At 69.7% G+C, this 12,808-nt stretch carries 7 protein-coding genes; 1 reads left to right on the top strand and 6 read right to left on the bottom strand.

The window, feature by feature from the left end:
• The 5 genes from GGR33_RS18015 to GGR33_RS17995 form a co-directional block, all read right to left on the bottom strand.
• Positions 1 to 8,138, bottom strand: an 8,138-nt coding sequence (locus GGR33_RS18015; RefSeq protein ID WP_183507706.1) for a non-ribosomal peptide synthetase, incomplete at its 3' end; no start/stop codon positions are given.
• A gap of 61 nt (positions 8,139 to 8,199) precedes the next feature.
• On the bottom strand, positions 8,200 to 9,168 hold the full coding sequence (locus tag GGR33_RS18010) for a TauD/TfdA family dioxygenase (protein WP_183507704.1): 969 nt from the start codon (positions 9,166 to 9,168) through the stop codon (positions 8,200 to 8,202).
• Positions 9,169 to 9,220: 52 nt separating this feature from the next.
• Positions 9,221 to 9,967 carry a thioesterase II family protein gene (locus tag GGR33_RS18005; protein WP_284212176.1) on the bottom strand — a complete coding sequence of 249 codons (747 nt, stop codon included), beginning with the start codon at positions 9,965 to 9,967 and terminating at the stop codon, positions 9,221 to 9,223.
• 5 nt (positions 9,968 to 9,972) lie between these two features.
• Positions 9,973 to 10,215: an MbtH family protein gene (locus GGR33_RS18000; RefSeq protein WP_284212177.1), complete on the bottom strand. Its 243-nt coding sequence runs from the start codon at positions 10,213 to 10,215 to the stop codon at positions 9,973 to 9,975.
• Positions 10,216 to 10,716: 501 nt separating this feature from the next.
• A complete protein-coding gene (locus GGR33_RS17995) occupies positions 10,717 to 11,145 on the bottom strand; it encodes a DUF1810 domain-containing protein (RefSeq protein WP_183507700.1) in 429 nt (142 codons plus the stop codon).
• 388 nt (positions 11,146 to 11,533) lie between these two features.
• Between GGR33_RS17995 and GGR33_RS17990 the strand changes: the two genes are divergently transcribed.
• Positions 11,534 to 11,758: a hypothetical protein gene (locus GGR33_RS17990; protein WP_183507698.1), complete on the top strand. Its 225-nt coding sequence runs from the start codon at positions 11,534 to 11,536 to the stop codon at positions 11,756 to 11,758.
• Between the two features lie 99 nt (positions 11,759 to 11,857).
• Here the strand turns inward: GGR33_RS17990 and GGR33_RS26285 are convergent, their stop codons facing one another.
• Positions 11,858 to 12,748 carry a collagen-like domain-containing protein gene (locus GGR33_RS26285; protein ID WP_183507696.1) on the bottom strand — a complete coding sequence of 297 codons (891 nt, stop codon included), beginning with the start codon at positions 12,746 to 12,748 and terminating at the stop codon, positions 11,858 to 11,860.
• Between the last annotated feature and the right edge of the window lie 60 nt (positions 12,749 to 12,808).

The following is a 12,808-nucleotide window of genomic DNA, read 5'->3' as shown; positions in this document are numbered from 1 at the left end:
CGGCCGAGCGCCAGGCCGACCCGGCTCTCGCCGGCGCCGGGCGCTCCCGAACCGGCCCCCACGCCCAGGCCGCGCAGATGCGCCGCCAGACGCTCCGCCCGTGCCTCGAGCTGGCCGTAGCTCAGCAGCGCACCGTCGGCCTCGACCAGCGCGACGGCATCGGGATGGCGCGCAGCCCGCGCCGCGATCGCCTCAGGCATCAGGGCGAGAGACCCGCCATCGGCCGCATCCGCTGCCCGCGTCGCCGCCAAAGCCGCCGCGATCCGGGCCACGTCGTCGGCAGCCGACACGGTTCCGAGAGACCGCTCGGCATCTTCGCAGAGCGCCGCGAGAAGGCCCGCGACGCTGCTCCGAATCAGGTCGACCTGCTCGGCCGAGAAAAGCGCGAGATCGTGGTCGAAACGCAGGTCCAGCCGGTCCGCACCCGCAAAGACGTAGAGCGTCAGCGCGTAGTTGGTCGGGCTGGCATGGCGCAGGTCGGTGAAGGCGGGGCGAGCCGAGTCGGCCTCTCCTTCCAGCAACAGCGTCTCGTCGATCGGATAATTCTCGAACACCACGATCGTATCGAAGAGCGGTTGGCCGGGCCGTCCGGCGAGGGTCTGGATCTGGCCGAGAGCCGTATGCTCATGCTCACGCAGGCGCAGGTTCCTGTCCTGGAGCGTGCGCAGCCACGCAGCGACGCCCGTCGCCGGAGAGGCGTCGTCAATGACGGGCAGCGTGTTGATGAACAGCCCGAGTATGTCCTGGGCGCCCGGAAGCTCGTCGGGCCGGCCCGCGACGGTGGCGCCGAAGACAACCGCGTCCCGCCCGGTGAGGCGGCGCAGGGCGAGGGTCCATGCCCCCTGCACCAGCGTGTTCAGTGTGATGCGCTCGCGCCGGGCGAAGCCCGATAGGCGCGCGAAGGCGTCGCCGTCGAGGGCGAGCGGCAGGCTGCCATGGCCCGGCTCTCCGGTGCCACTTCGATGCAGAGCCGGTGCCAGAAGCGTCGGCTCGTCGAGGGGCGCCAGTTCCTCGCGCCAGAACCCCTCGGCCGCCGCCTGGTCGCGGGTGGCGAGCCACGCGATGTAGTCGCGATAGCGGCCGCCGGACGAAGCCGCACCCTCGGCTCCCATGATCTCGGCGAGCAGGCGTGCGGAGGACCAGCCATCCATCAGGATGTGATGGCTCGTCCAGATCAGGCGATGCCGCTGCCTTCCTCCTGGCGCATCGTCCAGGCGGATCAGCCGAACCCGCTGCAGAGGGGCTCGATCGAGTGCGAACGGTGCCTCGTGCTCGGCCCGCTCGGCCTCCGCGATGCGCCGTTCGAGGCCATCGGCCCCGCGCCAATCGTCGACCACCAAGGGTAATGCGGGGTCGGCGTGCACGATCTGGAGGGCGGTGCCGTCGAGGCCCTGCCAATGGATGCTTGTGCGCAGCACGGCATGCCGCCGCGTGGCACTCGTCCAGGCCGCTTCGATCCGGGCGCCATCGATGCCTTCGACCGTCACCGCGATCTGGTTGACGTAGGTGCGCCGGCTGTCGCCCTCCGAGAGACTGTGGAACAGAATGCCGGCCTGCGTCGGGGCGAGCGGATAGATGTCCTCGGTGCCGCGTGGGTCGAGGCCGGACGCGCCGAGCAAGGAGTCGAGACCGGCTTGGTCGAGGCCAGCGAGCGGGACATCGGACGGCGTCAGGCCGGACGCGCCGGCGCAGTGCTCGACGAGGTCGCGCAGGGTGTCGGCGTAAAGCTCGGCCAGTCGCGCGATCGTGGCCCGGTCGTGCCGCTGCCGGCCGTAGCGCCAGGAGAGGCGCAGGCAGCCCTCGCGCACCTCGCCGACGATGCCGAGCGGGCGGCCGAACGGCGCCTTCGGCGAGCGAGACGAGCCCGGATCCTCGTCGGTCAGGGCAAAGAGGCTATCGGAATCGAAGCTCGCATCGAGTTGGCCGAGATAGTTGAAGGTCACCTGCGGTTGTGGCGATGCCTCGAGCGCCGCGCGCTGCTCGGCGCTGCCGAAACGAGACAGCAGACCATAGCCGATGCCGCGCTCGGGGAGCGCGCGGATGGCGTCCTTGGTGCGCTTAATCAGAGCGCCTGCCTCGTCGCCCGCTCCCTCGAGACGCAGGGGGAACACGGTCGTGAACCAGCCGACGGTTCGCGACACGTCCATGCCGGGCAAGACGTCCTCGCGGCCATGGCCTTCGAGTTCGACCAACACGGCGTCTTGGCCGGACCAGCCGCTCAATGTGCGCGCGAGGGCGGCGAGAAGCAGATCGTTGACCTGAGTGCGGTAAGCGGAAGGCGCTTCGGTCAGGAGGCGGCGGGTGAGGCCGGCATCGAGGGTGCAGGCCACCGTCTCGGCATCCGCCAGGAGTTCGGGTGTCGCCGGAATGCGGTCGCTCGGCAGGCCGGCATCCAAGCCGTTGCCCTGGGCCAGCCAGAATGGAAGCTCCGCTGCCGGCGCAGGAGGTTCGCGCAGGCGTGTGGCCCACTGCGCGAAACTATCGGTCTTCGCCCCGAGATCGATCGGCCGCCCCTCGCTCGCCTGAGCGTAGGCCGTCGCGAGATCCTCGAGCAAGACACGCCAGGACACGCCGTCGACCGCGAGATGGTGGATCGCGAGCAGCAGGTGCTGCCCGCCCTCGGACCTGTCGATCAGCAGGGCCTGGACCAGACGGCCGGCGCCGAGATCGAGGCTGGCCTGCACCTCGGCACAGAGGCCGGCGACAGCCGCCGAATTCACGGCCGAGACCCGTCGCAACAGGTCGGCGCGGGGTGCCGATGCCCCGCGCTCCGCTCGCCAACCGGACGCGCCCTCGTCGAATCGCGTCGTCAGCGCCTCGTGGTGGTCGAGAAGCGCCTGCAAGGCCTTGGCCAGGGGCTCCGGATCGAGCCGCTCGCGCGCGGCGAGCAGAAGCGACTGGTTCCAGTGATGCCGGTCGACGGTGACCTCGGCGAAGAAACGGTCCTGGATCGGCAGCAGCGGGATGGACGTGGCTGGCGCTTCGACCGGCTTCGAGGCGGGGGCTTTCGGGGCCACCGCTCCGGCGACCTCGGCGAGGCTGCGGACGGTTTGCCGATCGAAGATTTGCTTCGGGGTGAGCTTGATGCCGCGCTTGCGCAGCCGGGCGATCACCTGGAGGCTGAGGATCGAATCCCCGCCCAGCTCGAAGAAGTTGTCGGTGGCGCCGACGCTGTCGCGTCGCAGCACTTGGCACCAGATCTCGGCGATGGCCTGTTCGACATCGCCCATCGGCTCGGCGGCTGCGGTCGCCGTGGGTGCCGCCTCGGGAAGCGGCAGCGCCTTGCGGTCGAGTTTCCCGTTGGCCGTGAGCGGCAGGCGGTCGAGCAGCAGGATGTGCGCCGGGACCATGTAGTCCGGCAGCTGCCCAGCGAGCCTCGTCTTGAGCGCCGCGGGCTCGGGGGCGGCCCCTGGCGCGGCGGTCACGTAGGCCACGAGCTGGCGCGCAGGCTCGTCCAGCGCGACGGGCTGCGCCAGAACGGCGGCGTCCGCCAAGGTCGGATCGGCCGCGAGCATCTGCGCGATCTCGCGAGGTTCGATGCGGTAGCCGCGCAGCTTGATCTGGTCGTCGCTGCGACCGAGGAAGACGAGGTTGCCGTCGCGGTCGGCGCGCACCCGGTCGCCGGTCCGGTAGAGCCGGCTGCCCGGCGCTCCGAACGGGTTCGGCACGAAGCGCTCCGCCGTCGCGAGGGGGTTGCCGAGATAGCCACGGGCGAGCCCGTCGCCGCCGACATATAGCTCGGCGGCGACGCTGGCCGGGACAGGGTTCAGCGAGGCATCGAGGACATGGGCTTCGCAATTGGCAAGGGGCAAGCCGACTGGCACGACCTCCTTTGGTTCACCGACCTCGTGAGTGAGAACGCCGACCGTCGTTTCCGTTGGCCCGTAGTGATTGAGGATGCGCAACGTCGGCCGCAACCGGCGGATCTCCGCGACGAGCGCCGGATCGCAGGCCTCGCCGCCGAGAACGAGTGTCTTGCGCGGCAGCACGCCGCCGGAGGCGTCCGCCTGGATCAGCCCGCGCAGGTGGCTCGGGACGATCTTGAGGATATCGACGGCGTGATCGCGCATGCGGGCGGCGAACAGCGCCGCATCGAAGGCATCCTCGCGCGGAAACGGGTGCAGGCTCGCGCCTGATGCCAGCGCACCGAACAGCACGGTGTGGCCGAGATCGGCCGCCGGGGTCGAGACCATGGCCATGACGTCGCCCGGCTCGGGCTGCAGGCGCAGCAGCAGCGCCTGCACGTAGTTGGCGAGTGCGCCATGAGCGACCACGACGCCCTTCGGCTTGCCGGTCGAGCCCGAGGTGTAGATGACGTAGGCCGCCTGATGCGGATCGATCGCCGGGAAAGCTGCCGAGCCTGGCTGCGGTGAGACGCTGCCGGCATCGATGACGGTGCGGCCGGTCTCGCGGGCGAGTGTGAGCGCGTCTCCGGCCGACAGGAAGGTGGCAATGCCGGCATCGTCCAGCACGGCCCGGATGCGGCCGAGCGGCCATGACGGGTCGAGCGGCACGGCGACGCCACCGGCTTTCATCACGCCGAGAAGTGCGATCACGAAAGCGTTCGACCGCTCGGCGAGGATGGCGACGCGGGTCTCGGCGGCGATCGTTCTGGCGCGAAGATCGGTCGCGAGCCCATTCGAGCGGGCATCGAGTTCCGCATAGGTCAGGCCGCCTTCGGCGTCGACGACGGCCTCGGCCTCGGGCCAGGACTGCACGGCATTGGCGAAGAGCTGGGGAAACGTTGCAGCCGTAAAGGCCTGCCGTTCGATGGCGATCGCGCGCCGGGCCGCCTCCGGAAGCGTGAGGTCCGCCAGGGGGCGATCGGCCGCAACCGCGACCTGACGGAGAACGTCACCGAACTGCGCGGCGATCCGCTCGATCGTGTCGCGGTCGAACAGGTCGGTGGCGAAGTTGAACGTCGCCTTCATGCCCTCGGCGCCGTCGAGAATGTCGAGCGCGAGATCGAAATGCGCGCCGGCGAGGTCGACGATGCGGATCTCGGCGTCGAGCCCTGGCACCGAGGTGAAGCCACGAGGCTCGGCCATGTAGTTGAACTTGGCCTGGAAGAGCGGGTTGTGGCCGAGGTTGCGCTCGGGCGCGAGGCGCTCGACGACGCGCTCGAACGGTATGTCCTGATGCGCAAGCGCCTCGATGACGGCGTGCTTGGTCTGGGCCAGCAGGCCGGAGAACGTCAGCCGGTCATCGGTGGAGAGGCGCAGCACCAGCGTGTTGACGAAGAAGCCGATCAGCCCTTCCAGCGGCTTCAGCCGGCGATTTGCGGTGGGCACGCCAATGCGCAGGTCGCTCTCGCCCGAATTGCGGTGAAGCAGGACGGCATAGGCCGCGAGCAGCACCATGAAGGTGCTGGCCTGTTCGGTTCGGGCCAGCGCGCGAACCCGGCCGGCGAGATCGACCTCGATGGCGAGCGTGACCGTGTCGCCGCGATGGCTCTGCTGCGCCGGACGAGGCCGGTCATGCGGCAGGGTGAGCACCGGATGCTCGGTGCCGAGCCGTTCGGCCCAGAATCCGAGCTGGCGCTCGCCCTCGCCGGCGCCGAGCCAGTTGCGCTGCCAGGCGGCGTAGTCGGCGTATTGCACCGGGAGCGGCGGCAGGGACGCCGCGGCGTCGAGATAGAGGGCGCCGATCTCGTCGAGCAGCACGCCCATCGAGATGCCATCGACCACGATGTGGTGAGCGGTGAGGACGAATTCGTGTTCGCCCGGGCCGAGCCGCAACAGGCTGGCGCGCAGCAGCGGACCCGTGGTTAGGTCGAAGGGTACGGCCAGCGCGTCCTGGGTCCGCGCAGCGATGGCATCGGCCCGTTCCACGCCGTCGACCACGGTGAGATCGACGATCTCAACCGGCACCGGGGCCGCCTCGTGGATGATCTGCGTTCCGCCGCCGTCGCCCGCCTCGAAGGTGGTGCGCAGGGCTTCGTGCCGGGCAACGACGGCGTCGAGAGCGTGAGACAGCGAGCCGGCATCGAGATTACCGCGCAGCCGGATCGCCCCGGCCACCATGTAGGCGGTGCTGGCCGGGTCCATCTGCCAGAGGAACCAGAGCCGCTCCTGGGCGTGCGACAGCGCCAGCGGCGCTGCAGGCGAGACCGGCACGACCGGCGGAACGCTGTCTTCGGCGGCGCGCGGCAGCGTGCCGACATGGGCGGCGAAGGCCGAGAGGGTCGGGTGGCGGAAGAAGGCAGAGAGGTCGAGTTCGACCTTCAGGGTCTCGCGCAGGGCAGCGGCGGCCTGGGCGGCGGCGATGGAGTTGCCGCCGAGCATGAAGAAGTCGTCCGTCGGTACGATCGCGGAGATGCCGAGGGCCTCGCGCCAGGCGTCGAGAACGGCAGCGTCGACGAGGCTGCGAGCGTTCTCATGCCCAACCACCACCTCAGGATGAGGGCTTTGGGAGAATGGCGCGGTGTCAGCCACTGCCTCCAGTCGCTTGCCACCGACGAACACGGCAAAACTATCCAGCCCGTTCTCCCAGCGCATGCCGCAGGCCGCGCGCTGCAGCTTCCCGCTGGTGGTGAGCGGCATGCCGCGTGGGTTGAGCAGCACGCTCACCACGGGCGCCTCGCCGCAGGCCTGCACCACGGCCTTCGCCAGGGCTTCGCGCAGGGTTTCGGCCGGCACCAGATTGGCGATGCCGCGGCGGAACTCAGCGGCGATGCCGATGCCCTCGCGGCCATCGATCTCAACCGGGAACGCGGCGACGCGGCCCGGTCGCACCGCCTCGATCTCGGCCTCCACCGCCGTTTCGATATCGAGGGCGAAGAGGTTCTGGCCGCGGACGATCAGCATGTCCTTGATGCGCCCAGTGACGACGACGCCTCCGTCCCGGCGCACGAAGCCGAGATCGCCCGTGCGCAGCCAATGGCCGCTCTCCGTCTCGACGAAGGCGGCTTGCGTCGCCGCCTCGTTGCGCCAGTAGCCGCGGGCGACACTCGGGCCGCGCACCCAGATCTCGCCGATCGTGTCCTGATCGGCCATGCGGCTGCCATCGGTGCGCATGATGTGGATGGTATGGTCGGGCCGGGTATGACCGGCCGCCACCAGCGGCGAGCCGTCCTCCGCCTCGACGACCCGGCCCTGCCCGAGTGCCGTGCGGTCGTAATTGACGATGCTCGCGCTCTCGCCGGGCGGGCTGCCGGTGACGAACAGGGTCGCCTCGGCTAGCCCGTAGCCGGGGCACAACGCCTTGGGCGAAAACCGGCTCGCCGCGAAGCGCCGGGTGAAGCGGTTGAGGGTGCCGGCGCGGACGAATTCCGACCCACTGAACGCGATGCGCCAGGTGCTGAGGTCGAGCGTCTCGGCGACGGCGTCGCTGATCCGGTCGGCGCACAGCGCGTAGGCGAAGTCGGGACCGCCGCTGAAGGTGGCGCCGAAGCGCTGGATCGTCTCCAGCCATCGGCGCGGGCGCTCGGTGAAGCTCTTCGGGTCCATGAGAACCGCGGGAATACCGAGGTAGAGCGGCTGCAGCAGGCCGCCGATCAGGCCCATGTCGTGGAACAGCGGCAGCCAGCTCACGACGATGTCGTCCTGGCTCATGCGGAAGGCATCGGTGATCGCGCGCTCGTTGGCTGCGAGATTGGCATGCGAGACGCAGACCCCCTTCGGCTGGGCGGTCGAGCCGGAGGTGTATTGCAGGAAGGCGATGTCATCCGGCACCGGCGAGGCTTCCCGCCAGTCGGAGGCCGCAGAGACCGGCACGCCGTCGACCGCGATGATCCGGGTCTCGGCATCCGGCGGCAGCTCGGCGGCGACGAGCGCGCTCAGTGCCTCGGTCGTCAGGATGAAGCGCGGCTGCGCATCGATCATGATGCCGCGCAGGCGCGTGGCGTGCTGCGAGCGTCCGCGGACCGGCGGGTAGGCCGGCACCGCGATCACCCCGGCATAGAGGCAGGCATAGAAGGCGACGACGTAATCGACGCTGTTCGGGAAGAGCAGCAGCGCACGCTCGCCCCGCGCCACGCCCTGCTGCAGATGCGCCGCCACCGCGCGAATGCGCGTGTCGAGCTCGGCATAGGTCAGGTCGGCGCCCAGCGTGTCGCCGTCGAGGAAGCGCAGGGCGCGGGCCTCGGGCTTAAGCGCGGCGTGGCTCCGCAGTCGGTCGACGAGAGAGTCGTTTCGCATGCTGATCGCTGACTGGGTGTGATGCCGCGGCGAAAAGGCGGGCCATGGGCCGCCGGGAAAATCAGTGCTGGCCGTGGGCCTCGGCCATCGCCACGATGACCTTCCGCGGGCCCTTGAAGGGCGTGCGGGCATGCGCCGTGAGCATGTTGTCGAGCATGACCACGTCCCCGCTCTGCCAGGGGAAGATCACCGTGTGCTGCTTCAGCACGTCGCGCACGGTCTCGAGGGTCGCGTCGTCGATCGGGCTGCCGTCACCGTAGAGGACGTTGCGCGGCAGCTCTTCCTCGTCCTCGACTATGTCGAGCAGGCTCTCGCGTACCTCGGGCTCGAGGTTCGAGACGTGGAACAGATGGGCCTGGTTGAACCAGACCCACTCGCCGGTGACGGGATGGCGCGCGGCGCCCTGGCAGACCTGGCGGGTGCGCAGCTCGCCGTCATCCTTCCAGTCGCAGGTGATGCCGTGCTTGGCGCAATAGGCCTCGACCTCGGCCTTGTCTTCGGTGCCGAAGACCTGTTGCCACGGCACGTCGAGCCCGTTGCCGTAATTGCGCACGTACATCAGACCCTTGTCGACGAAGGCCTGGCGGATCGCCTCCGGCACGTCGTTGAAGATGGCGCGGCTGTCGGCGATCGGGGTCTCGCCGCCCTCGGGCGCCGCCTGCATGCAGTAGAACCAGATCTTCATCGGCCAATCGCGGGTGTAGGCCTGCTCGTTGTGCAGCGGGATGTGCTGGTGCGGCGGGTATTCGGTGGAGGTGTAGACGCCCTTGGTGACCTGGCTGCGCGGCGTCGAGCCGAACTCGTAGGTCAGCAGCGGATGGCCGAAATCGCCGGCGAAGGCGCGGAAGGCATCCGCCCCGTCGAGGTCGAAGCCGCGGAACATCACGCCGCCGCCGGTGCGCAGGTGCTTGTCGATCTCGGGGCGCATCTCGGGCAGCGCGTCCGAGAGCAGGATCGACGAGCCGGATGCCTCGAACAGCATCGGCAGGCTGGTGCCCTCGAGGAGGGGACGGACGGTGAAGGCGCTCATGTCGCGGGTGGCTCCGTCTGCGGGTTTCGTGTCGTCTCGGCGTCGGCGTCGATCAGGCGGTGGCTGCGAGCGCGGCTTTCGGCAGCCGCTCGGCCAGGTCTTTCTCGATCAGGCCGAGCACCTCGGCCTGCCGCTCATGGATGAAAAAGTGGCTGCCCGGCACGAGATCGAGCCGGAAGCCGGCCTCGGTCTCGCGGCCCCAGGCTTCGAGCGCCGCCACGGCGCAATCGTCCTCGGTGCCGCCGAGCGTGTGGATCGGGCATGGCAGTTTGCGGCGGGGGCGGTAGGCGAAGGCACCGCACATCAGGAAGTCGGCGCGCAGGATCGGGAGGATCGTCTCCATCAGCTCGGAGCTGGCGATCGCTTCCTCGGGCGTTCCGCGCATGGCGCGCAGCTCGGCGATCAGCTCGGCATCGCTTCGCGGGCGGCGCCAGTCGCTGTCGTCCCGCACGGAGGGTGCCTCGGTGCCCGAGGCGAACAGCACCAGCGGCAGCGGCGCGCCGCGCGCGACCAGCACATGGGCCAGCTCGTAGGCGACGACCGCCCCGAGGCTGTGGCCGAACAGGGCATAGGGCTGGTCGAGCCGCTCGCCGATCTCGTCCGCCAGCCGCCAGGCGAGGTCGTGCGGATCGGTGCCGAGCGGCTCGTCCATGCGCGCGCCGCGGCCGGGAAACTCGACGAGTTCCGCCGCGATCCAGGACGGCAGAAGCCGCCGCCAGCGCGCATAGGCCATCGCACTGCCGCCCGCATAGGGCAGGCAGAACAGCCGAACCGCCGCGTTGTCGCTCTCCCGCGCCACCGCGATCAGTGGACCGACGGACTGGCTCCGCCCCCGGCAGCGGCCTGCTCCTCCATGTGCTTGCGCAGGCTGAGCGGCCGCATGTCGGTCCAGACCTCCTCGATATAGGCGAGGCAGTCCTTCTTCGGCCCGCTCTTGCCGACGGCGCGCCAGCCAGCCGGGATCTCCTTGTATTCCGGCCAGATCGAATACTGCTCCTCGTGGTTGACCACGACGATGAACGTGATGTCGTCCCGATCGAAGATCACGGTTGTCTCTCCTGTCCCGCTTCGCGGCTCCGTAGCGACGCCGCGTCGTCCCATCGGACTGCGGTTCGTCACCAGCGGCCGGCGTTGCGACACGCTTGCCCGCGATCAGGCACGTGCCACGCAAGACCGCTTCGAACGCGTGACATCGAAACGTGCGTCTGCCCTTTGGAGCGACTGCTCGTTTCAGTGCCTGCCGTCCGTTGCGGTCATAGGGAGAACGAACGAGCCGGCAGCGAATTTAGTCGCTGGTTATGTGAAAGGCGCTGGATTCAGCGGCCTGGGACTAGTCGGGGCTCGTCATGCATGGCGCGGAAAAAGCTCCCCCGATCTGAGCCCGGGCTCTGTTCGCAAAAGGATGTTCGCAGTCGTGGGAAGACGATCGTTCGGACCGCGCGTCCTTCAGACGCCAGTGGACCAATCGGCCTTCGCCGCGTCGTCGAGGATCGCGACCACTAACTTCGCACTGAAAGGAGGCTTCCGTTCTCGTATGGGACCGGGCGGTCAGCCGTGCGAAAGGCTCTCCAGCGTACGCATGTCTTCGTCGCCCCCGAAATAGGCCGTGAGTGCTTCGCCGAACTCCGCAACGCTCGGGTCTGCGCGCGAGAATAGGGTCATGCTGGAGCGGAACTTCATGTCATCAGGCGATCCGAAGATGTCGTGTGCAGTGCGGCCGCTCACGGCGTTCACGGCCGCGGTGCAGGTCCGCAGGCGCGTGCCGAGGATGGGGTGCCGCAGGAAGGCGCGTGCTTCGTCGAGGCCGCTGATCGCATAGCGTCGTGCCATGTCGCTCGATCCGAGGCCGGAGCATTGCGGGAAGACGAACCACATCCAGTGGCTGCGCTTGCGGCCCGCGACGAGCTCCCGCAGTGCCTGGTCGAAGCTTGTCGCTTGAGCCTCGACGAAACGCTCGAGATCATAGGGATCGGCCATGGGCACTCCTGCAGCTCACGGGAGAACAACGCCGCGTCCTGCGCGCCTGCTCCCCGGCGGTGCATGGCGATGGCCGCCCGGAAACGAGAAGTCCGTGCGGCGGCGGCAGATAGACACAGCCGAGCAATAGAGCGGAGTCATCACTCTTGCGCAGAGAGGGAGCGCAGCCATGTCCTGGAAATGGATCGAGGGCAAAGGCGATTGGGTGATCGACATGACTTTGCTGGGGTCAGGTGCGCTCTCAATCGCCTTCGCGGTGACCATCGGGCTGCTCGCTCTGGTGCGGTGAGCGGCGCGGCCTCCCGGCGTTGCCCGGACAGCATTGGCCTGCGTCGGCATTGGCGCCCGCCGAGAGTTGTGCTGTCATGGACGGATCGCAGGAGGCGTCATGTCTGACATTCGCAAGCATCGCGCGTTCGACGGCCGTTGCACGGTCTTCGCTGGAGCCGGCCTGATCATCTCCGATCTCTCGGACGAGACTGCGGACCTCGTCATCGCGCATCTCTCCGCCAGCTCACCATCGTCGAGCACTGCGCGGACCGTCGGCGGCCGCGGTCTGGCAGCCTCCACCGATTCGCCGCGCATGCGCGCCACGGACCGCCGGACAGGCTGATCTGAGGTCGGGCCGGACGCGCCTTTCATCGAGGCGTTGCCCGACTGCGCGTCGGTCGACGTGCACGGGCATCTGTCGACGAGATGGCCTGAGGCCGTCCTACCGGACGACGTCGGGATCGGGATCCTCCTCGGCCGGCGCGCGCCGCGACCCACGCGGAGCCGTAGTGGTGGTCTCCGGCTCGGCCCTCGGCGCGCGGGCCGGCGGCCTGGCAGGCGCCGCCGCGGCGCCAGCCTGTCCGGCAGGGCCGCGCGGCCCGGCTGGGCCGGCCTTGCCGGGAGACCCTGCAGGACCAGCAGGCCCTGGAGGTCCGGGCTGCCCGCGGTCGCCCGCCGGTCCCGGTGGACCTGATGGGCCGGCGCTTCCCGGCCGGCCCGTGTCGCCTGCCGGACCGGCTGGACCGGGCTCACCTTTCTCCCCGGCCGCGCCGGGCGCACCATCGGCGCCGTTCCGCCCCTCGGCGCCCGGCGGCCCGACTGGACCGGGCTCGCCCTTCTCCCCGCGCGCACCATCGGCTCCGTTCCGTCCGTCGGCGCCCGACGGCCCGGCCGGGCCAGCCTCGCCGTGTTCGCCCTGCGGACCGGGGGGACCTGCATCGCCGGGCGGACCCGGCTCTCCGGGCAGGCCGGGCGGCCCCGGGATGACGGAGGTCACCGTCGCACCGATCGGCCCCTGCGGCCCCGGTGGACCCTGCTGGCCGCATTCGGCGACCACGGCCTGCCGCTCCTGGCGTTCCGTGCGGAGGGTGACGATGCAGGTTGCCGGATGATGGACAACCCGGAACTCGAAATTGCCCTTGGCATCGGTGCGGCGCGGGAACGCGCCGTCCAGCGTGATCTCCGCGTCGGGCTCGCCTGCCGAGCCGAGCACCCAGAGTTCGCCCGCCGTGATCTTCGCCGCCTGGACCTGGATCTCGGCTCGGGCCGGCACGGCGGCGAGCGCCAGGACCAAGCCTGGAATGACGCGCCAGGGTGATCGGCCGATCGACATGAGGCTTCCGGCTGTTCTACGGGGGCGATAGCTTGACGTTTTCCCGATCGTTTCGAAAGC

It is taken from the genome of Methylobacterium brachythecii, from assembly GCF_014196345.1.
Lineage (GTDB): Bacteria > Pseudomonadota > Alphaproteobacteria > Rhizobiales > Beijerinckiaceae > Methylobacterium > Methylobacterium brachythecii.
Note: the sequence above shows the minus strand (reverse complement) of the source record. Positions and strands in the feature narration are given on the sequence as shown.